Genomic DNA, 20,824 nt, shown 5'->3' on the forward strand with positions numbered 1-20,824 from the left:
GTCACATTAAACACATTTGTAACACCGGCTATCTAACATTTCTCTGTCATCAATTGTGGCATTTTGTGGTATTTAGCAAAAGGAAATGACGATGACGGCTTCCGGCGAGCCCAGCCCTACAGCGACCAGCAGTCCCAGCCCCACCAGCACGGCCAGTCCGTCTCCTACGGGCAGTCCGTCTCCTACGGGCAGTCCGTCTCCCACGGACAGCCCTTCTCCCACGGACAGCCCCTCTCCCACGGTCAGTCCGTCGCCGGGCACCTCGCCCGGCCCCGGTGCGCCCTGGACGTCCGGCCCCTCGCCGGTCCCGACGCCAAGCCCCACCCGCAGCCCGTATGCGCCGCCCCTCCCTCCGGCGCCCTCGGAGGGAAACGCCCCGTCCGACCAGGTCAGCATCGACTGGGCGTCCATACGCGCCCTGGCCAGGATGTTCGATGAGACGGGCGACGACGTCGCGCTCAAGAACACCACCGCCAGGGACCTGGCGAGCACGGGGGGTCTCGTCGGCGACGACGAGGACGGCGTGGCGTTCGCCAAGTGGTACAGCGAGGGCTTCCACGCCCTGTCGGCCGCCATCCTCAACATGGCGGATGTGAGTTTCTCGGTGGCCGGCGGCCTGCGTGACTTCAACACGCTCTGGGACATGCTCGAAGGGAACATCATCACATCGCTCCCGACGGTCGCCGATCTCTCCGAACCCCCGATTCCCCAACTTCCCCCCGCCAAGACGGGGGCGTGATCCGCGATGGGTGATGTCCGTACATGATGGATCCATTCCAGGCGCTCTCCTGGTTCGCGGGCGTGCACGTGCCCGAGGCCGACACGTCCAACCTCCGTGCCCGCGCCCAGAGCCTGCGGGCCTTCGCGGACTCGATCGAGGAGATCGCCGGCCGCGCCGAGGCGGGCGTCGGCACGGTGCGCAGGCACAACGACAGCCGTACGGTCGACCGTTTCGCCGATCTCTGGCCGAACGAGCTCGCTCCTCGCTATGCCGCCATGGCGGCGAACCTGCGGGAACTCGCCGACGGTTGCGACGAGTACGCCGAAACGGTGGACGAGCACCGCGAACAGCTCTGGATCATCGGCACCCAGATCGCCGCCATGGCGTTCACCATGATGTTCGGCTACCTTTACCCCTCCGCGAGGTTCATGGCAGAGGCGGCCATGAAATGGCTGGTGGCCAGGGCGCGGCTGGAGAAGACCATCTTTCAGAAGATCATCAAGATGGTCCTCGCCAAGCGGATCGGCAAGTACAACGTGGGCACCTACCTCGTTCGCGAAGGGCTCGACGCGGTGTCCGACGCCCTCGTCTGGACCGTGGTGAAGACGGGTGTGCACGTGGCGTCCTCGGCCGCCACGGGCCAGCCCATCGGCTCGATCCCGGACTACATGGCCAAGCACTTCGCCGCCGAGCTGGCCTACAACGGCGGCATCAAGGCGATGCGCGACGTGCGCAGGTTCATCCCGGCGACAAAGGTCACCGAGACGCTTCTCGGCACAGGTCCGGCGGGCAACTTCTTCCGGCGCACGGTGTCGGCCTCGCTGGTCTACAACGGCGTCACCGGATCGATATCCGACGAGGCGACGCTGCGGTCCGCTCTCGCACACGCCCCGCGGGCCTTCATCCTCAAGCGGTGAGTGATCAGCGGCGGCCGTTCTCCCATGACGGGTCCACGAGAGGCTGGGTCAGCGCGGTCATCCGGCTTGAGGCGTCCTCCTCGGCCTGCCTGACCGCCTCCAGGATCGCCTCGGCCAGCGCCTCGGAGCCGAGCCGCATCGCGCGCGGATCGATCCGCAGCGTCCGGAGCGAGCCGGTGGCCAGGACCTCGACGGTGATCTGGCCGTTCGCCCCCTCGCCCCGCCCCTTTGTCTCCTCGACCTGGCGCCTGACCTCTTCGAACCCAGCCGTCTCCGCCATGAGCCGGGACAGCGCGCGGTCGATCTCCGGATCGCCGGTCTGCCGGAGAGGGTCCCCCGGTGTCGTCATTCGATTCCTTCTCTCGCTCTACGCCCTCATATGCCATATGCGTTGTGCCGAGCCTAACGGTCGACGATCGTGAGCGGTTGTCCCAGCACGTGGAACCGGATGGTGCTCCACGGCGCGGTGAACCATGATTGCCGTCATGGCGGACGCATCACGGCACGTGGCCTTGAACATGACGGGGCGTGGTCACAGGGCGCGTGACCTCGGGATCGTGATCGGCGAGTATGGGCCGGGCGAGCACAACGCCATCACCGACGTGCCCGGTGTACGTGTCGGACACTGCACCGTCCTTCGGGAACCCGACATCCGCACCGGCGTGACCGCGATCGTCCCTGACGGCGTCGGCCCGCACGCGCCGTTGCCGGCGGGCCTGTTCGCCGGTAACGGCCACGGCAAGCTGATCGGCGCCACCCAGCTGGCCGAGCTCGGGCTGATCGAGGCACCCGTCATGCTCACGGCGACGTTGTCGGCGTTTCGCGTGGCCGACGCGGTGGTGAGTTGGATGCTGGCGCGGCCGGACTGCGCGGACGTGCGGACCTTCAACCCGGTCGTGGGAGAGTGCAACGACGGATACCTGTCGGACATCCGCGCCCGTCCGGTCGGTGAGGCGCAGGTGCTGGAGGCCATCGACGGCGCGGCGCCGGGGCCGGTGGCGGAAGGATGCGTCGGGGCGGGCACCGGCACCGGCGCGCTGGGATTCAAGGCGGGCATCGGCACCGCTTCCCGGGTGCTCGACCTGGCGGACGGGCCGGTCACCCTCGGTGCCCTGGTGCAGGCGAACTTCGGCGGCACGCTCCGCGTCCTCGGCTCCACGGTCACGCCGGCCTCCCTGGGGCTGGCCGAGCCCGCCGCCCCGGATGTGGGGTCATGCATGGTCGTCGTCGCGACCGACGCGCCCCTTGACGCCCGCCAGCTCACCCGCCTGGCGCGGCGCGCGGTGTTCGCACTGGGACGGGTCGGCGCCTCCTACAGCCATGGCAGTGGGGACTACGGCATCGCCTTCTCGGTCCAGCCGGAGGGTGCGCCTCCCCGGGACGCGGCGTTGAGCCCGCTGTTCGGGGCGGCGCTCGACGTCGTGGAGGAGGCCGTGCTGAACTCGCTGTTCACCGCGACGACCATGACGGGCGTGGGCGGGCGCACCCTGTACGCGATACCGCTCCCGCGCCTCATGGGGTCCCGGTAGTTTCGGCGAAATTTCCAACGGAGATGCAGATCAGGGCCTCTGTGAAAATCTTCGGGCACAGCTTGAAAGGGGGCTGCGGACCTGCATTGACGTTGTTTCCTGAGGATCGCCGCCGTCGTCGTGAAGTGAGCCACGTGCCCGGCCGGCTCCACCTCGCGCTGCGGGTGGGGCCGGCCGGGTGCCGGCGAGGTGTCAGGAACCGCTCCCCGAGACGGCCGCCCAGTAGGAGCCCAGCACCGTGAATTGCTGAAGCCGGGCGTTCCTGGGCGGGATGTGGGCCACCACCTCGATCAGGTCATTCACGATCATGAAACGGTGGTGCCGGCCGGCCAGCGAGGCGAGATGCTCGTTGTAGACGTAGTTGCCCGGCCGTACGTCGTAGCGCGAGGTGCGGGCCAGCGTGGTGAACACCAGGGCGCCCCCGTCGGCGACACGTAGCGCGAGCGAGGGGTATTCGGGTGCCGGCCGGACCTTCTCGGTGACACGGGCGTAGCGGTTCATGTTTCTGCGGCTGCTCGCCGCCCGGTTGGCCAGATCGTCGTCCACGGCGAACCGGGCCTTGGCCTCCGGCGTCCCCCCGCCGGTCAGCTGCCTGGCGTAGAGCTTGGCGAAGTTCCCCGGAGAGGTCATCAGCCCGGTTGAGGCGGTGAGGGGAAGTTCCTTGACCGTACCCGCGGCGGTCACGTCGATCTTCGGCCGGGCCGTGTCCCCCGCCGCGCCGTCGGGGGCGTAGATCTGCCGCCACCCGTCAGGAGTCTTGGAGAACAGCAGGTAGGTGAGGCGGTCGCTCTTCTTGCCGCCGTTGACGTCCCGGCGGACCGTGGTCAGGACCCACTCCTCGCCCCCCTTGGCCGAAACATAGAAGACGGGGTCGACGTAGGTGAAGGCGCCGCCGGGCTTGGCCTTCAGTTCGCGTGCCGAGACGTAGCCGGCGCTGTCGATCGCGAAGCTCGCCCCGCCCTCGTAGCTCCGCAGGAGACCGACGTCGAAGGTCTTGTTGGCCTTGTTGTTCAGCTGAACGTAGCGGGCCAGCAGGCTTCTGGCCTCCTCAGCCGTGACGGCCGGCTGCACGGTGCCGGCACCCTGTCCGGGCGACGCGGCCGCGGAGGAGGGCGAGGTGGCAGGAGACTGCGGGGCCGTGGGTTCTCCGGCCGAGCATCCCGACGACACCGCCGTGGACGCGATCGCCACACACATCACTGTCCAGCCGAACCGAGACACCACAACCCCCAGAAATTTGAAGATGAATGTCCCTATCTTCCCAGAAGTCCCAATGGTCACTTTTGTCAGGTGGGTGTGGCGAGCCTTGTTTCTAAAGCTCAGTCAGTACCCGGCTGGGCGCACCAGCCCCGTCTCGTATGCGTAGACCGCGGCCTGGGTCCGATCGCGCAGGCCGAGCCTGACCAGGATCCGGCTCACACGGGTCTTGACGGTCTGTTCCGCCACCACCAGCCGTTCGGCGACCTTGGTGACGGCGTCGAGGCCGTTGACGGCCTGGCCGACGACCTCGATGCCGGGTTCGGCGTTGAGTAGCACCGTGAAGCCCTGGCGGACCATCATCTGGTCGTCGGCGATCACCACGCGGATGGGTGTCATGGGGTGTCCTCAACAGACTCGGCGGGCAGCTTCGGGGCGGTGGCTGGCAGGAGCGCGGTCACTTCGTAGCCGCCGTCCGGGGTGGAGCCGGTGGCCAGATCACCGCCCAGCATGGCCGTGCGTTCGCGCATGCCCAGCAGGCCGTGCCCGGCGCCCGGTGACGGTGGGGCGGGCCGGTCCGGCGCGGTGTTGGCGACCCGGACGGTCGGAGCGCCGGGGTGGTACCCGATCTCCACCCGTACCGCGGCTCCGGGCGCGTGCCGCATCGCGTTGCTGAGCGCCTCCTGGACGATACGGAACGCCGACAGCTCGACGCCCGGCGACAGCGGGCGCGGCTCACCGATGATCTCGGCGGTGAGCGTGACCCCGGCGCCGCGTACGTTGGCGACCAGTTCCTCCAGCCGGTCGAGGGTGGGCTGCGGGGTGTGGCGCACCCCGTCCGCCTGGGCGTCCTGTGAGCGCAGCACACCCAGGATCCGCCGCAGTTCGGTCAGCGCCTCGACGGCGTTCTCGCGGATGCCCGCCAGGTTCTCCGTCAGCTCCTCGGGAGGGTCTTCGACCAGATGCGGGGCGACCTGCGCCTGGATGGAGATCACCGACATGTGGTGGGCGACCACGTCGTGCGGCTCGCGGGCGATCCGGTTGCGTTCCTCCAGCAGGGTGCGCCGGGCCCGCTCCTCGGCGGTGAGTTCCTCCTGTTCGACCAGCTGGGTCCGGGCCACGCGGAGACCGCGCAGCACGGCGCCGATCACCGTCGAGGTCACGAGGACCGGGAGGGCCGGCACGACATCGCCGAAGTGGCCCCGGTTGACGAACGTCACGCAGACCAGGCTCACCAGGGTGGTGATCGCCAGCGTCTCGGCCGCGACCTGGGGACGGACCCATAGCGGACCGCGGTGTGTGGCGATGCGCACCAAGATCACTAGAGTGTGTAGAAAATACGGATGACTGCCGTTTTCTACGGGACACCTGGAAGGCGAAGCACTGTGATCGAGCGCTGGGCGGCCATGGCGGGCGATGGCCGTGAGTTCGAGGCGTGGGACGGTGTCACCCGGATGGCCGAAGGGCTGCCGGAGGAGCACCTCGGCGCGCTGATGGAGGAGTCGGTCACCTGGCCAGGGCGTCGTCCCATGCCCTACCGCTGGTGGGAGCAGTGGCGGCGCGGGGACGGCCGCCCGTGGCACGCCGCGGCCGACCATCGGGTGTTGTACATCAGCCATCACCCGTCGTACGACGCCGAAGAGTACGAGGCGTTCGACGGTGGGCCGCCCGCCGATCCGGACGAGGGCCCGGACCTCGGGGCGGTCGAGGCGGTCGCTGTGAGCCCGGACCTGCGATGGCTCGCGCTCACCCTGTGCTCCGATGGCAACACCGCGTGCGGTGGCCTGTACCTGCTCGACATGGAATCAGGCACATGGCACCAGCGCGCTCTGGACGACGACGACGCCCTCATCGGATGGGGACGCGACGTGGCGTTCGCCCCCGACGGTTCGCTGCTCGCGGTCGCGACCTCAACGGACCTGCAGATGCTTGTCTGGCGCACCCACGACATGACCTGTCTGTGGTCCGCAGGGCCGGAGGCCGTCACGGCGGGGACCGCGGACGCGTGGGGGTTTCGCGGCTTGTCAGAGTCGGCGGATGACGATGACGAGTCGGCGTTGTTCTTCCACACCGGTTTCAGCGGCGACGGGCGGCTGGTCGTCGCGGCCGATGACGGCAGGCCGTACTACCCGAGCGCCAGGGAGGGACGCATCGTGGTGGCCGTGGCAGACAGCGGCGAGGTCGTGTTCGCCACGACCGTCCCGGCCCGAGGCGAGGCGGTACTGGACCACTCCGGGCGGCGACTGGCCCACATCGCGGCAGACGGCGAAGTGGTGATTTACGACGTGTCCTCTGGCGAGGTCGTGGCCCGGCATCGCACCGGCCTGCCCGGCGCCCGCGCGCTCGCGTGCTCTCCCGACGGCGACGCGATCGCCGTCGGGGGAGACGGCGCCATCGAGGTGCTGCGCCCAGGACATGGGCGTCCGGAACGCGTCCGGATCGATGGGACGTGCCGATCGGTGGTCTGGTCCTCGGACGGCCCGCGCGCCCTGGTCATCGGAGACCGGCATGCGACCGTGACCGATGGCGCGGGCCGCGAGCTGTGGACCCGGCGTATCGAGCATCCGAACTCTTTGGTCGCAGCCTTCGCCGCCGATGCGCGCGTGCTGGTGACCATCGATGACACAGATGAGGTCGTCGCCTGGTTCCTCTACGACGGACGCCCGCCGCCGTCCCCGATCACAGCGAAGAACTGACAGCGGCCGTGCTCGCCGGCTACGCCGCGGCACTCGACCGGGCCCCGCTGTCGTCCGAGTCGGCCCGGTGCTCGGGTTCGTGTCACCAAGTGAAAGGTAGAGCTGTCTCCCCAGAGCAGGACGCTGATCAGATAGCTGTCGGATTCCAGCCGGGCTACCCCGTAGCAGCGTGAGCGTGTGGTGGCGGCTCAACCGGCCTCGGGGCCGGCGGACGGTTCCTCGGTCGGGAACAGGATCGGGCTGAGCAGGTATTGCGCGCGGTCGGGTGTGGATTGGTTCGCCAGCCGGGGCGCGATCGCGCTGCGCAGTTCGCTGATCATCTCGAGGAGCTCGTCTCGGCTGAGCCAGACAGCATGCTGTCGATAGCCGACGAGGTCTGCCGTCGGGTCGGCGTGATCTCGGTCGAGGTAGGTGTTGAACTCGGCGAGCAGGGTGGCCGTCGCCGTGGCGAATCCGCGCCGATGATCGTCGAGCGACAGCGACTCGATCGTGTCGGCGTCGATCGCCGCCCGGTCCTGACGCAGTCGGTATCGGCGCTCCACCGCGCCGCGTACTCGCTGCTCGTCGGCCACCTCCAGGATTCCCCCGGTCACGAGCAGGTCGACGTGCCGGTAAACGGTGGCCTTCGAGACATCGGGGATCCGAGCGCACAGCTGGGAAGTCGTCAGCATCCGCCCTCCGCGCATCGCGTGCACGACTCGCAGCCGCACCGGGTGCGCAAGAAGCTCTAACGTGTCCACCCCCCTATGATCTCACATGTGCTACCTTTCTCAAAAAATGAGAAAGGAAAGGGTTGGAGATGACGATGGGAGCCGACCCGGCAGCGACCGCCGTTGCGGTCGTCGAGATGGCATGTAAGGGACGCTTCGCCGAGATCGAACGGCTCTTCGCGCCGCCGCTGCGAGCGGTGGTCAACGCTGAGGCGCTGCAGGTCGCCTGGGCGGCCGAGATGGGCAAGAGCGGACAGGTTTCCACCATCGGGGAGCCGGTGAGCGAGCGGATCGAGGCAGGGCTGGTCCGCGTGAGTGTCCCGGTGGCCTGCGAGCGCGGGGGACTCACCGTGGTCATGGCGGTCGACCACGACGGCATGCTGAACGGTCTGCGGCTTGCCGCGGCCACCGGGCCTTGGACGCCGCCGCCGTACGCCGACCCGACGAGGTTCGCTGAGCACCACGTCACGGTTGGCGACGGACCTCTCGCCGTGTCCGGCACGGTGAGCATGCCGCATGGGCCCGGCCCGCGACCGGGCGTCGTGTTGCTCAGCGGGGGAGGGCCCTTCGACCGCGACGCCACCAGCGGAGCCAACAAACCGCTCAAAGATCTGGCCTGGGGGCTGGCCGGCCGCGGTGTTGCGGTGTTGCGGTTCGACAAGGTGACCCACACCCACAGCGGCCAGGTGGCGAACGCACCCGGCTTCACGATGGCCGACGAGTACGTGCCGCACGCGGTCGCCGCCGTCCAACTGCTCCAGCAGCAGTCGAGCGTGGACCCTGCCCGCGTCTTCGTTCTCGGCCACAGTATGGGCGGCAAGGTCGCCCCGCGTGTCGCGACCGCCGAGGCGTCCGTCGCCGGTTTGGTGATCATGGCCGGCGATACGCAGCCGATGCATCAGGCCGCCGTCCGCGTCGTCCGTTACCTCGCTTCGCTGGATCCCGGCCCGGCGGTGGAGGCCGCCGTCGAGGCGATTGTGCGGCAGGCTGCGATGGTCGCCAGCCCCGACCTGTCACCGTCGACGCCGACCGAAGCGCTGCTGTTCGGCCGACCGGCAGCGTACTGGCTGGATCTGCGCGGCTACGACCCGGTCGCGACCGCGGCGGCGCTGGACAAGCCGATGTTCATCCTCCAGGGCGGCCGCGACTATCAAGTGACCGTCGCGGACGATCTCTCACAGTGGAAGGCCGGCCTCGCTCACCGGCCGGATGTCACGATCCGCGTCTACGATGCCGACAACCACCTGTTTTTTCCCGGCGCAGGTCCGTCCACGCCTGCGGAATACGAACCTGCGCAACACGTGGACCCGGCCGTCGTCGCCGACATCGTCGAGTGGCTGACGCCGGACCGTGGGAAGATCGGTTGACCGGCCTCCGGAGCCAAGACCCGACTCAGGGCGTCAGCCCCGGTTCCCGAAGCTGTGCAGGCCGCAGCGGCCTCCACCCTGCGGTGTCGAGTTTGGCTACTCGGACCGCCAGACGACCTCCCCGTCCACCCGGCCGTCGGTCGGGACGAGACCGATACGGCGGGCCACTGCCGAGGAGGCCGCGTGGTCGGGGTGGACCGTCGCGACGAGGGCGTGCACGCCGTGTTCCCCGAGCCAGCCGGTGAGTGCGAGCGCGGCCTCGCCGGCGATGCCCCGGCCCTGCCACGGGGTGCCGACCACCCAGGCCACCGACGCCCGGCCGGAGGTCACGGTGGCCTGGACGTAGCCGACCAGGCAGTCCGGGCCGTCCAGGCGGATCACCCAGTTGAGCCAGGCGTCGTCACCGCCGGCCGGCGGCCCGGCGACCATGCGGGTGTAGCGGTCACGGAGCTGCCCGGCGGTCGCGGGGGAGCCTCCGATGAACGTGTGGAGGGCGGGATCGTCGAGTGCCTCGGCCATCTCTGGAGCGTGTTCCACGGCCAGCGGTTCGAGCGTGAGCCGTGGGGTCCTGATCGGTTCGGCGTCCATGGTGGGTCAGCATGCCACGATCAGGCGCGGGTGACGGACTGGTCGACGGTGCCCGGGGCCAGGACGTGTTCGATGACCATGACGGCGGCGCCGATCACGCCCGCGCGGTCGCCGAGTTCGCTGGCGGTGATCGTCAGGTGCTGGGTGGCGAGGGGGAGGGACCGGCTGTAGATGACCTCGCGGAGGCCGGCGAGGATCTGCTCGCCCGCCTCGGCGATGTCGCCGCCGACCACGATCACCGAGGGGTTGAAGAAGTTCACGATCGACGCGAGGACGTCGCCGACCTCGCGGCCGGCCTGGCGGATGAGCTGGACGGCCTGGGTGTTGCCGCTGCGCACCAGACGGACCACGTCGCGGCTGTCGGAGGCCTCCACGCCGCTGGAGGAGAGGCGGGCGGACATGGCGGCGCCACTGGCGACGGCCTCCAGGCAACCGAGGTTGCCGCAGCGGCAGACGGTGTCGGAGGCCGAGACCACCTGGATGTGGCCGATGTCGCCGGCCGCGCCCTGGGCGCCGCGGTGCAGGTGGCGGTCGCTGATGATGCCGCACCCGATGCCGGTGCCGATCTTGACGAAGATGAGGTGGTCGGCCTCGGGCCGGGCGGCCCAGTGCTCGCCGAGGGCCATGATGTTCACGTCGTTGTCGACGAGCACGGGGGCACCGAAGCGCTCGCCGAGCCACTCGGGGACGGGGAAGCCGTCCCAGCCCGGCATTATCGGCGGATTGACCGGCCGGCCCGAACTGTGCTCGACCGGGCCGGGCAGGCCGACGCCGATGCCGCAGATCTCCTCCGGGGTGTGCCCGGTCTCGGCGAGCATGTCTTCGAAGATGTGCTGGAGCCAGGTGAGCGTCTCCACCGGACCACGGTCTATCGGCACCTCGTCCGCCCGTTCGGCCAGGACCTCGGTGCCCAGGTCGGTGATCGCCACCCGGGCGTGGGTGGCGCCGAGATCGGCGGCCAGGACGATGCGCGCGGCGCGGTTGAAGGTGAAGGCGACGGCGGGACGGCCTCCCGAGGAGATGGCCTCCTCGGTCGGGACGATCCACTGCTGGCTCAGCAGCACGTCGAGTCGCTGCCCGAGGGTGGACCGTGCCAGCCCTGTCAGCTGCACCAACTCGGCCCGGGTCCGGGCCTGACCGTCACGCAGGATTGTCAGAAGCGCCCCCGCGCCGGCGATTGAACCGTTCGCTTCGCTCAGCATGCGCACAGTCAACACTCCTCGTTTACACCGCGTCAAAGCAGCTTACGCTTACCCATGTCACCATTATGCCTAAATGACGCTGACTTTTGCTTGACCATCGCCATAAGCTCCCTTTAGCATCCCGCAATATGGAGGAAATCCGACGGTTACCGGCGGATGCCGTCCATGCGGGTGTCACCGGAACCGGATGATGGCGGGAGGTGGACGCGTCGTGATCCTGAAGATGCGCGGCATCGCCAAGAGCTTCCTCGGCGTGCGCGTGCTGAGCGGGGTCGGACTGGAGGTGGCCGCGGGCGAGGTGCACGCGGTCGTCGGGGAGAACGGTGCCGGCAAGTCCACGCTGATGAAGATCCTCGCCGGTGTCCACCTGCCGGACGAGGGCGTCGTCGAGATCGACGGCTCCCCGGTCTCCTTCTCCCATCCCCTTGACGCCCAGCGCGCCGGGGTGGCGATCATCTACCAGGAGTTCAACCTGCTGCCCGAGCGCGGTGTCGCGGAGAACGTCTTCCTCGGCCGCGAGCCCGTCAGGCGGGGCCTGGTCGACCGGGCCGCGATGGAGACCGCCACCGCGCGGCTGCTGGAGCAGCTGGGCGAGACCTCCTTCGGCCCCCGCGACCTGGTCCGTCACCTGTCCATCGCCCAGCAGCAGGTGGTGGAGATCGTCAAGGCGCTCTCCCAGAACGCCCGGATCATCGTGATGGACGAGCCGACGGCCGCGCTCGCCGACCACGAGGTGGAGCTGCTCTACCGGCTCGTCTCGCGGCTGCGGGAGCGAGGGATCGCCGTCCTCTACATCTCCCACCGGCTGCGCGAGGTGTTCGACCTGGCGGACCGGGTGACCGTCCTGAAGGACGGCACGCTGGTCACGACCGCGGAGACCGCACAGATCACCTCCGACGAGCTGGTCCGGCTGATGGTCGGCCGCGACCTGCGCGCCTACTTCCCGCCCCGGGAAGCAGGCGCGGCGGGCGAGGTACGGCTCGGCGTGCGCGGCGGCGGCAACACCGTACTCGACGGGATCGACCTCGACCTGCGCGCGGGGGAGATCCTCGGGGTGGCCGGGCTGCAGGGTTCGGGCCGGACGGAGCTGGCCAAGGCCCTCTTCGGCGCCGAGCCGTTCACCCGCGGCGAGATGACCCCGCTGCGGCCCGCGTCGGTACGGCAGGCCGTGGCGGCCGGGATCGGGCTGGTGACCGAGGACCGGAAGGCCGAGGGGCTCGCGCTGCGCCAGTCGGTCCGCGACAACGCCCTGCTGGTCTCCCGCTCCGTACGGCGGGGCGGCCGCGGCGACGTCAGGGCACTGCTGGAGGCCGTACGGCTCCAGCCTCCCCGCCCCGAGCAGGAGGTCCGCTACCTGTCCGGCGGCAACCAGCAGAAGGTCGTGCTGGCGAAGTGGATGACCGTGGCACCGGAGGTTCTCGTGTTCGACGAGCCCACGCGCGGAGTCGACGTGGGAGCCAAGGCCGCGATCTACGACCTGATGCGCGGCCTGGCGAAGGACGGCATGGCCATCATGATGATCTCTTCCGAACTCCCCGAACTCGTCGGCATGAGCGATCGCATCGTCGTGATGCGCGACGGCCGCATCGCCGGAGAGCTCCCCTCCGGTCCCTCGGAGGAGGCGGTCATGCGTCTGGCAGCCGGCGAGGTGTCACCGTGACCGCACGAGAGAGGCTCCGCCTCGCCCGGCCCCCGGCGGCGTCCGTCCCCGCCGAGCCGGCCGCCGCCGCACGCCGTGGAGGGGTGCTGTCGGGTCGTATCGGCTCGACACAGGTCATCTACCTGGCCCTGGCCGGGGTCATGCTCGTCGGATGGGCGCTGGTGGCCCTCGACGGGGGCGACTTCCTCACCCTGGAGACCATCGTCGGCATCCAGCAGCGGTCGGCCGCGCTGGGCATCGTCGCGGTGGGGCAGACCCTGGCGATCCTGGCCGGGTCGCTGGACCTGTCGGTGGCGTACCTGATCAGCCTCACCTCGCTCGTCGCGGCGGAGATCATGGCGGGCCAGGACAGCGGGATCGTGCCGGCCGTCGCGGCGGTGCTCGCGGTGAGCGCGCTGGTCGGCCTGGTCAACGGCCTCGTCATCACCCGGCTCCATGTGCACGCCTTCATCGCGACGCTCGGCACGGCGCTGATCATCCGGGGGGTCGTGGACCATCTCTACGACGGTCCGGCGGGCAGCGTTCCGGAGTCCTTCCAGCGGCTCGGCTACGACAGACTCGGGCCGGTCCCGGTCTCGGCGCTGCTCTGGGCCGCCGTCGCGGTCGCCGCCTGGTTCCTGCTGCGCCGTACCCGGCTCGGATACCGGATCTACGCGGTCGGCGGGGACGAGGAGGTGGCCCGGCTGTCCGGGGTGCGGACCGGCCGGGTCATCGTCGCCACGCACGTCCTGTGCTCGGTCTGCGCGGGGATCGCCGGCCTGCTGCTGGCCGGCAGGCTCGGCGCGGGGGCACCCACGGTCGGCACCGACGGCGGCTACGACCTGGAGTCGATCGCCGCGGTGGTCCTCGGCGGCACCGCCCTGGCCGGGGGCCGGGGCGGGGTCCCCGGGACGGTCGGCGGGGTGCTGCTGCTGGCCGTGCTCGACAGCGTCTTCAACCAGCTCGAGGTCAACGCGTTCTTCAAGGACGTGGTGCGCGGCGTGGTCATCGTCGTCGCGGTGGCCGGCTACGCACGCCGTACCGTCAGGAGGCGATCCCGGTGAGAGCCCTCAGGTCCGCAGGGCCGATCTTCCTCGTGCTGGCCGTGCTGCTGGTGCTGATCGCCGTGGCCAACCCGTTCTTCCTGGAGCCCGCCGGGTTCCTGGCGTTCGTGAAACGGGCCGCGCCGCTGGTCATCCTGGCGGCCGGGCAGTACTTCGTGATCGTCTCGGGGGAGTTCGACCTGTCGGTCGGGTCGCTGGTCACCGTTCAGGTGGTGGTGGCGGCCCGGTTGATCGAGGGCGACGAGGCGGCGACCTGGCCGGTGCTGGCCCTGCTGCTCGCGCTGGGGCTGCTGGTCGGGCTGGTCAACGGGGTGATCACCACCGGGCTGCGGGTGCCGTCGTTCATCACCACGCTGGGCATGATGCTGGTGCTGTCCGGCGCGGTGTTCCTGTGGACCGGCGGCGCCCCGCGGGGTGCGCTGTCGGAGACGTTCCGGATGTTCGGCCGCAAAGACCTCGGGCCGGTGCCCTGGTCGGTGCTCATCCTCCTGGTCGTGGGCACGGCGGCGATCCTGCTCATGCGCTCCGACTTCGGCAAGCGGCTCATCGCCACCGGCGACAACGAGCGCGCGGCGGCCCTGTCGGGCGTCCGGGTCGGCCGGACCCGGGTCCTCGCCTTCGTCGTCTCCGGCCTGGCCGCGGCCGTGGCGGGCATCCTGCTCGGCGGCTTCGCGGGAGTCTCCGCCCAGGTCGGCCAGGGGCTGGAGTTCCAGGCCATCACCGCCGTCGTGCTCGGTGGCGTCGTGCTCGGCGGCGGGCGCGGCTCGGTGGTGGCGGCCATGGCCGGGGCGTTCACACTGGAGGCCCTGTTCACCCTGCTCAACCTGCACGGTATCTCGGGGGCCCTGGAGTATGCCGTCCAAGGCGTGATCATCATCGCCGCGGTCGCCGCGGGGGCCGTACGGCTCCCGCTCCGACGGGCGGCACGCGTCTGAACACACCTCTTTTCGAACGTGTTCCCCCATGAAGAGGCACCCCCCAAAAGAAAAGAAGGAGACCTTGAGTTGAACAGGTCTATCGTGGCTCTCGTCGCGGGCGTCTCCGCGATGTTGCTCGCCGCCGGATGCGCCAGCGACAAGCCGGCCGCCACCGGCGCGACCTCCGCGGCCTCGACGGCCGCCTCGGCGTCGGCTCCGGTCGCGACCACGTCCTCCGGGACCGGCGAGCAGTCGAAGTTCTTCGTCCAGGCCGACTTCGACGCCCAGCTCGGCATGCGCGCCCAGACCCCCGAGGGCCCGGAGGGCAAGCCGTGGGAGCAGGCCATCGCGCCGGGTGAGAAGGCGGACACCGCCAAGTACAAGAAGGACGGCCCCTACCACCTCTGCTTCTCCAACGCCGCGGTCAACAACCCCTGGCGGCAGGTGGGCTGGAAGACCATGCAGGCCGAGGTGGCCCTGCACAAGGAGATCGCCAAGTTCACCGCGCTCGACGCGGAGGGCAAGGACGACAAGCAGATCTCCGACATCGCCGAACTGGTCGGCAAGGGCTGTGACGCGCTGATCGTCTCGCCCAACACGACCGCGACGCTGACCCCCGCGGTGACGGGCGCCTGCCCGAAGGTCCCCGTGATCGTCTTCGACCGCGGGGTGGACACCGACTGCCCGGTGACGTTCATCAACCCCATCGGCGGCTACGCCTTCGGCGCCGACGGCGCGGAGTTCCTGGTGGAGAAGGTCCCCGCCGGGGGCAAGGTCCTCGCGCTGCGGATCCTGCCGGGCGTGGACGTCCTGGAGACCCGCTGGTCGGCGGCCAAGGTGGTCTTCGACAAGAGCCGGCTCGACGTGGTCGGGGTGGAGTTCACCGACGGCGACGCGGCCAAGACCAAGAGCATCGTGAGCGACTACATCCAGCGGAACGGCAAGCTCGACGGCGTCTGGATGGACGCGGGCGCGACCGCCGTGGCCGCGGTCGAGGCGTTCGAGGACGCCGGCCAGCCGGTGCCGGCGATCGTCGGCGAGGACCAGCAGGACTTCCTGCAGAAGTGGAAGGAGGGCGGCCTCACCGCCGTCGCGCCCACCTACCCCACCTATCAGTGGCGCACCCCGGTGATCGCCGCCCTGAAGATCCTCAAGGGCGAGGAGGTGCCCAAGACGTGGAAGCTCCCGCAGCCAAAGATCACTTCTGAGTCCCTGGACACCTACCTGCAGCCCAACATGCCGCCGCTGCACTACGCGCTCTGCGGCTGCGAGGACCTGCCCGGCTTCCCCGCCAAATGGGGCGGCAAGTAGGACCGTCGAGGTGACGACGACGGCGGCGCCCGTCCCGGCAAGGGCCGGGCGCCGCCGTCCCGGGCGGCCGTTCAAGACGAGAAGGGATTGCCGATGTTCTCCATCGGTGTCAACACGTGGGTGTGGGTCTCGCCGCTGACCGGTGAGGACCTTGTACGGCTGGCCCCGAAGGTGGCCGGCTGGGGGTTCGACGTCATCGAGCTGCCGGTGGAACAGATCGGCGACTGGGATCCGAAACAGGCGGCCGACCTGCTGGCGGAGCTCGGGCTGAAGGCGTCGGTGGTGCTGGTCATGCCGCCCGGCAGGGAACTCGTCGCGGCGGAGGGCGCGACGGTCCGCGCGACCCAGGACTACCTCCGGCGCTGCGTCGACGCCGCGGTGGCCGTGGGAAGCCCGGTGATCGGCGGTCCGGCGTACGCGTCCGTCGGCCGGACCTGGCGGATGTCGGGGGAGGAACGGCGCGCGTGCTACGCCGAGCTGCGCGAGAACCTGACGCCGGTCGGGGAGTATGCGGCCGAGCGCGGGGTGACGGTCGCGGTCGAGCCGCTCAACCGCTACGAGAGCAGCCTGATCAACACGGTCGAGCAGGCCGTCGAGGCGGTCGGCGGGATACCGGGGGTCGGTCTCGCGCTGGACGTCTATCACATGAACATCGAGGAGCGGGATCTCGCGGCGGCCGTACGGCAGGCCGACGAGCTGGTCGCGCACGTCCAGGTCTGCGCCAACGACCGCGGCGCCCCCGGAGCCGACCACCTCGACTGGCCGGGCCTGGCCGGAGCGTTGCGCGAGGTGGGCTACCGGGGCCCGCTCTGCATCGAGTCCTTCACCGCGCACAACCGGTCGATCGCCACCGCCGCCTCGATCTGGCGGCCGCTCGCCACGACCCAGGACGACCTCGCCACCCGGGGCCTGGCCTTTCTTCGCACCCTGTGAACGGCGGCCTCCGGCCCGGTTGAGCGTGCGAGGGGCAGACCCGGCGGATGCCATCCCCAAGACGGCTGGGGGCGGCTCTCCCCTGAGGTGCAGCCCCGCGCGCCGAGTGCGCGGGGCTGCACCCGGAGCGCCTGGCTCCCGGAGAAGCCCTCCCTGAGATCCGATCAATGCCCTGCTTCGAGGCCGAGAGCTTGCCCGATGAGGCTTCCTGTCGATTGAATGATCGGATCAATCCCCTGGGGGGTGCCATGATCGACGCGCATCACCACGTCTGGGACCTGTCCGTGCGGGACCAGGAGTGGATCACCGGTCCGGAGATGGCCCCGCTGCGGAGGGACTTCGGCATCGGAGACCTGCCGGTGGACGCCGCGGCGATCACGGCCACGGTGCTCGTGCAGACGGTCACGGTGGCGCAGGAGACGCCGGAGTTCCTGGCACTGGCCGAAGCGCACGACCTGGTCGCGGCGGTGGTCGGCTGGACCGACCTGACCACGCCCTCGGTGGGCGACGACCTCGCCGCGCTGCTGGCCGTACCGGGCGGCCGCTACCTGCGTGGCATCCGGCACCAGGTCCAGGGCGAGCCCGACCCGCGCTGGCTCTGCCGCGACGACGTACGGCGCGGCCTGGCGGCCGTCGGGCGGGCCGGGCTCGTCTACGAGCTGCTCACCCTCCCGCACCAGCTGCCCGCCGCGATCGAGACCGTGGCCGCGCTGCCCGAGGTGGACTTCGTGCTGGACCACTGCTCCAAGCCGCCGATCGCCTCGGGGGAGCTGGAACCGTGGGCCTCGCTGATCCGCGAGCTGGCCGCCCGCCCGAACGTCACGTGCAAGCTGTCCGGCCTGGTCACCGAGGCCGACTGGGGCGGCTGGACGGTCGGGGATCTGCGGCCCTACGCCGGCGTGGTGCTGGAGGCCTTCGGGCCCGACCGGGTCATGTTCGGCTCCGACTGGCCCGTCTGCCTGCTGGCCGCGCCGTACGGAACGGTGCTGGAGAGCGCCCGCACGCTCACCGCGCACCTGTCGGAGTCCGAGCGCGACGGGGTGTTCGGCGGGGTGGCCGCCCGCGTCTACGGTCTCGCCTGAGCCCGCCGGAGACACCAGGCCTCGCTGACCAGGCAGGGAAGGCCGGCGACCCTCAGATTCGATACATGTAGAGTGGCTATATGAAGCTCGACATGCTCCGCGGGCAACTGGACGCGCTGATCCTGGCGGTGCTGGAGCAGGGGCCGCTGCACGGCTACGCCATCATCACCACCCTCAAGTCACGCAGCGGCGGCTCCCTCGACCTTCCCACCGGCACCGTCTACCCGGCGCTCCGCCGGCTGGAGAGGGCCGGATACGTCAGCAGCGACTGGAGCACCGTCGCCGGACGCAAACGGCGGACCTACGAGCTGACCGCCGCCGGGCACAAGGCCCTCGCCGGCGAACGCGCCACCTGGAAGGCGTTCAGCGGCGTCGTGGGCGGAGTCCTGGGCTCGGACTGACCGCGGGCACCAGGCCCTCGCGCCGCTCCGAGCCCTCATCCGCCGCGTCCGGAGCGCCCGGTCCTCACGGCGCCGGAGCCCGCCCGGCCCGTCTGAAGAAGGCGGCCACCGCGTAGGGGTCGACCGGGTCGACGAGCAGGGCGAGCATCTCCTCGCGGCGCGCCGGGTCCACCTTGAACGGGTGGCCGAACACGCGCGGGCCCTCTCCGTCGCCCAGCAGCCTGGTCAGCATCAGATCGCCGGGCAGGGCCTGCTGGGGGAGCAGTTCGTCGGTCAGCGTCACCGGCTCCCCGCCGTCGCTCCCGGCCTCACGCAGGGTGATCCGGTCGCCGGCGACGTCGAGGACGTCCCACAGGCGCAGCGGTGTCCTGCGCCAGGACTCCAGCAGCTCCACCTCGTCGTCGCGCAGCCAGTCGCCCCGCGCGTCCAGGAACTCGCCGACGACGTCGTTCTCGAACAGCGCCAGGTCGGCCAGGGCGGGCTCGGCCACCCGGACGCTCAGCGCCACCAGGTCGTCGATCAGGCGGCGGCGGGCCGGGCGGTGGACATACGTGAGCAACTGCCGGAACAGGTGCGCGGCCCGCACGGGCAGCGGGTCGTCCGGGGCGGTACGGCAGGCGGCGTACTCGGCCGCGTCCCGCTGGGCGGGGCCCAGGTCCGGGGCGAGGGAGAGCACCTCGGTGATGATCCCGGCCGCCTCGAACGACCGTCCCTCGCCCTCGGCCGACCGGGCGATCAGCAGCAGCGCGGCCGGTTCGTCGCGGGGGAGCGCCTCGATCAGGCCGGGGCCGAGCGGCTCGCGCTCCACCTCGTCGGCGATCCTCGCGAGCACCGTCTCCGACCGGGACAGGTAGGCGACCGCCTTGGACAGGTCGGCGCCCTCGTCGTAGGTGCGTAGCGCGCTGCGCACCAGAGCCAGCCTGATGATGTCCAGCGGGGCCAGATCGGCGACCGACCCGACCTCCCAGGGCGCGCCCACGATGCCGACCCGTCCGCCCCGCAGCTCCAGAGAGGCCTCGCGCAGCAGCGGGGCCAGCGGCGGGAGCGGATCGGCGAAGGTCTCCGGCGCCTTCATCAGCAGTTCCAGGACCACCACGTCGATCGAGACGCCGGGGCTGGGTTCCAACCCCTCGGCGAAGGCCCGCAACCCCTCCAGCGCCTGCCCGCCGAACTCCTCGACGACCCGGATCGCCCGTTCCGCGGGGAAGTCGGTCAGCGTCGTGGTGGACAGCTCCAGCTTGCCGTCGCGCAGGCGGAGCGCGACCATGTCCTCCGGCTCCACACCCGCCAGCCAGCCGGTCGGTCCCGTCAGGGAGGGCTCGCCCGCGTCGACCACGGTCCGGACCACCCCGCCCCCGGCCAGCGGCACCCCCTCACCGTCGGCCAGCCGTGCCCACAGCCGCAGGTCGTCGACGGCCGTCAGGGCATCGGCCGCCAGCTCGGCACGGGTGGCCAGGTGCGTCAGCACCGCGCCCTCGCTCAGCCTCAGAAGCTCGCTCATCCCTTCATTCTTCTGGACCTCCGGATACGGCGGCACCGCCGCCCCTCCCGGAATCGTCCGGCGCCGGCCGGCGGGACGTCAGGGAGCGGTGCCGAATCGGGGATTGTCTGCCAGCCAGGCGGCGTAACGCGTGCTGCGCCGTACCGCGTCGGCGTGGGCGGCCTTGGCCTGCTCGGCGACCGCCGCCGCGACCCGCGCGGCGGGCGCCTCCGGATGCCAGCCGAGCAGTTGCCGCCAGTGCAGCGGTGCGTCGGCGAGCGGCACCATCGCCACGCCCGGGGCCGGCTGGAAGGTCGCCTTGCACAGTACGGCGGCGCGGCCGACCGCGGCCAGATGCAGGCAGGTGGCCACGTCGGTCTCGTAGATGGTCTGGGGCGTGAAGCCCGCGCGGGCGCAGGCCGTGGCGAAGCAGTCGCCGAAACAGCCGTCGCCGGGGGTGCCCGCCCACTGCTCGCCGGACAGCTCGGCCAGTGCCACCTCCTTGCGGACGGCCAGCGGGTGCTCCTCGTTGAGCAGGACGAAGATCGGGTCCACCCCCACCGTCAGCCACACCACCGGCCCGGCCGTCGGGGGCGGGCTCTCCCCGCAGGCGCCGATGAGCGCGAAGTCGAGCCGGCCGAGCATGACCATCGTGGTCAGCTCCCTGGCGGACCAGGAGGTGTAGGTGCTCACCGGGGACGACGGCCATGCCGTGGCGAGCCGGTCCACCAGCCCGCCCAGGATCGGCCCGTTGGTGGCGCCCAGCCGGTAGCTGGGGATGTCCCCGCCGTTATTGGCGAACCGGACCGCCTCCTCCTGGAGCTCCCGGGCGGCGGGGAGCAGCACCATCGCCCTGGACAGCACCAGCTCCCCGAGAGGCGTGGGCCGCGCGCCGTTGTGGTCGCGATCGAAAAGAGCTCCCCCGAGCACCCGTTCTATCCGTTTGAGCTGCGCGGTCAGCGCAGGCTGGGCCAGTCCGAGGTGGGTGGCCGCCTTGGTGACGCTCCCGGCCTCGGCGACCGCGCGCACGATCTTGAGATGTCGGAGCTCGAGGTCCATACCGGGAAGGT

The 20,824-nt window shown here is 70.6% G+C and carries 22 protein-coding genes; 12 read left to right on the forward strand and 10 right to left on the reverse strand.

Annotation, left to right across the window (positions count from 1 at the left end; genetic code table 11):
* Positions 1–72: 72 nt before the first annotated feature.
* Entirely contained in the window at positions 73–396 is a 324-nt protein-coding gene (locus tag FHR32_RS26190) for a hypothetical protein (RefSeq protein WP_184757206.1), read from the reverse strand.
* Positions 397–427: 31 nt separating this feature from the next.
* On the opposite strand from FHR32_RS26190, the gene FHR32_RS26195 reads away from it, so the two are divergent.
* Entirely contained in the window at positions 428–739 is a 312-nt protein-coding gene (locus tag FHR32_RS26195) for a hypothetical protein (protein ID WP_184757207.1), read from the forward strand.
* Positions 740–762: 23 nt separating this feature from the next.
* Positions 763–1,638: a WXG100-like domain-containing protein gene (locus FHR32_RS26200; protein WP_184757209.1), complete on the forward strand. Its 876-nt coding sequence runs from the start codon at positions 763–765 to the stop codon at positions 1,636–1,638.
* Positions 1,639–1,642: 4 nt separating this feature from the next.
* On the opposite strand, the gene FHR32_RS26205 is transcribed toward FHR32_RS26200, so the two are convergent.
* A complete protein-coding gene (locus FHR32_RS26205) occupies positions 1,643–1,987 on the reverse strand; it encodes a YbaB/EbfC family nucleoid-associated protein (protein ID WP_184757211.1) in 345 nt (114 codons plus the stop codon).
* Positions 1,988–2,123: 136 nt separating this feature from the next.
* Here FHR32_RS26205 and FHR32_RS26210 point away from each other — a divergent pair, with 136 nt between their 5' ends.
* Positions 2,124–3,167, forward strand: a complete 1,044-nt coding sequence (locus tag FHR32_RS26210) for a P1 family peptidase (protein ID WP_246467428.1) — start codon at positions 2,124–2,126, stop codon at positions 3,165–3,167.
* Between the two features lie 192 nt (positions 3,168–3,359).
* Here the strand turns inward: FHR32_RS26210 and FHR32_RS26215 are convergent, their stop codons facing one another.
* The 3 genes from FHR32_RS26215 to FHR32_RS46140 all read right to left on the reverse strand — a co-directional run bounded on the left by FHR32_RS26215 (position 3,360) and on the right by FHR32_RS46140 (position 5,677).
* Entirely contained in the window at positions 3,360–4,358 is a 999-nt protein-coding gene (locus FHR32_RS26215; RefSeq protein ID WP_184757213.1) for a DUF8094 domain-containing protein, read from the reverse strand.
* Positions 4,359–4,490: 132 nt separating this feature from the next.
* Entirely contained in the window at positions 4,491–4,763 is a 273-nt protein-coding gene (locus FHR32_RS46780; protein WP_184757214.1) for a response regulator transcription factor, read from the reverse strand.
* On the reverse strand, positions 4,760–5,677 hold the full coding sequence (locus FHR32_RS46140; RefSeq protein ID WP_312882704.1) for a sensor histidine kinase: 918 nt from the start codon (positions 5,675–5,677) through the stop codon (positions 4,760–4,762). The genes FHR32_RS46780 and FHR32_RS46140 overlap by 4 nt, the downstream gene beginning before the upstream one ends.
* A gap of 72 nt (positions 5,678–5,749) precedes the next feature.
* Here FHR32_RS46140 and FHR32_RS26230 point away from each other — a divergent pair, with 72 nt between their 5' ends.
* Positions 5,750–7,060, forward strand: coding sequence for a WD40 repeat domain-containing protein (locus tag FHR32_RS26230; protein ID WP_184757216.1), 1,311 nt, complete (start codon positions 5,750–5,752; stop codon positions 7,058–7,060).
* Positions 7,061–7,248: 188 nt separating this feature from the next.
* Here FHR32_RS26230 and FHR32_RS26235 read toward each other — a convergent pair whose 3' ends face one another.
* On the reverse strand, positions 7,249–7,800 hold the full coding sequence (locus FHR32_RS26235; RefSeq protein WP_184757217.1) for a helix-turn-helix domain-containing protein: 552 nt from the start codon (positions 7,798–7,800) through the stop codon (positions 7,249–7,251).
* Positions 7,801–7,859: 59 nt separating this feature from the next.
* On the opposite strand from FHR32_RS26235, the gene FHR32_RS26240 reads away from it, so the two are divergent.
* On the forward strand, positions 7,860–9,137 hold the full coding sequence (locus FHR32_RS26240) for an alpha/beta hydrolase (RefSeq protein WP_184757219.1): 1,278 nt from the start codon (positions 7,860–7,862) through the stop codon (positions 9,135–9,137).
* A 96-nt stretch (positions 9,138–9,233) separates the two neighbouring features.
* Here FHR32_RS26240 and FHR32_RS26245 read toward each other — a convergent pair whose 3' ends face one another.
* The gene (locus FHR32_RS26245; protein WP_184757220.1) at positions 9,234–9,725 is read right to left on the reverse strand and encodes a GNAT family N-acetyltransferase; all 492 of its coding nucleotides are present in this window, start codon (positions 9,723–9,725) and stop codon (positions 9,234–9,236) included.
* 20 nt (positions 9,726–9,745) lie between these two features.
* Positions 9,746–10,927, reverse strand: a complete 1,182-nt coding sequence (locus FHR32_RS26250; RefSeq protein WP_221466219.1) for an ROK family protein — start codon at positions 10,925–10,927, stop codon at positions 9,746–9,748.
* Positions 10,928–11,138: 211 nt separating this feature from the next.
* Here FHR32_RS26250 and FHR32_RS26255 point away from each other — a divergent pair, with 211 nt between their 5' ends.
* The 7 genes from FHR32_RS26255 (at position 11,139) to FHR32_RS26280 (ending at position 18,274) form a co-directional block, all read left to right on the forward strand.
* A complete protein-coding gene (locus FHR32_RS26255) occupies positions 11,139–12,587 on the forward strand; it encodes a sugar ABC transporter ATP-binding protein (RefSeq protein ID WP_376773392.1) in 1,449 nt (482 codons plus the stop codon).
* Positions 12,584–13,630, forward strand: a complete 1,047-nt coding sequence (locus FHR32_RS44750; RefSeq protein WP_312882705.1) for an ABC transporter permease — start codon at positions 12,584–12,586, stop codon at positions 13,628–13,630. The genes FHR32_RS26255 and FHR32_RS44750 overlap by 4 nt, the downstream gene beginning before the upstream one ends.
* Complete coding sequence (locus FHR32_RS44755; RefSeq protein WP_312882706.1) at positions 13,627–14,565, forward strand: ABC transporter permease; 939 nt, start codon at positions 13,627–13,629, stop codon at positions 14,563–14,565. The genes FHR32_RS44750 and FHR32_RS44755 overlap by 4 nt, the downstream gene beginning before the upstream one ends.
* A 111-nt stretch (positions 14,566–14,676) precedes the next feature.
* A complete protein-coding gene (locus FHR32_RS26265) occupies positions 14,677–15,858 on the forward strand; it encodes a substrate-binding domain-containing protein (protein ID WP_184757836.1) in 1,182 nt (393 codons plus the stop codon).
* Between the two features lie 93 nt (positions 15,859–15,951).
* A complete protein-coding gene (locus FHR32_RS26270; protein ID WP_184757222.1) occupies positions 15,952–16,791 on the forward strand; it encodes a sugar phosphate isomerase/epimerase family protein in 840 nt (279 codons plus the stop codon).
* A gap of 248 nt (positions 16,792–17,039) precedes the next feature.
* Positions 17,040–17,873 (forward strand): amidohydrolase family protein, encoded by an 834-nt coding sequence (locus FHR32_RS26275; protein WP_184757223.1) that lies wholly within the window; start codon positions 17,040–17,042, stop codon positions 17,871–17,873.
* An 80-nt stretch (positions 17,874–17,953) separates the two neighbouring features.
* Positions 17,954–18,274 (forward strand): PadR family transcriptional regulator, encoded by a 321-nt coding sequence (locus FHR32_RS26280; RefSeq protein WP_184757224.1) that lies wholly within the window; start codon positions 17,954–17,956, stop codon positions 18,272–18,274.
* Positions 18,275–18,338: 64 nt separating this feature from the next.
* Here the strand turns inward: FHR32_RS26280 and FHR32_RS26285 are convergent, their stop codons facing one another.
* Entirely contained in the window at positions 18,339–19,775 is a 1,437-nt protein-coding gene (locus tag FHR32_RS26285) for a hypothetical protein (protein WP_184757225.1), read from the reverse strand.
* 78 nt (positions 19,776–19,853) lie between these two features.
* A complete protein-coding gene (locus tag FHR32_RS26290) occupies positions 19,854–20,813 on the reverse strand; it encodes a LysR family transcriptional regulator (protein WP_184757226.1) in 960 nt (319 codons plus the stop codon).
* Positions 20,814–20,824: the final 11 nt, after the last annotated feature.

It is taken from the genome of Streptosporangium album (genome assembly GCF_014203795.1).
GTDB lineage: Bacteria > Actinomycetota > Actinomycetes > Streptosporangiales > Streptosporangiaceae > Streptosporangium > Streptosporangium album.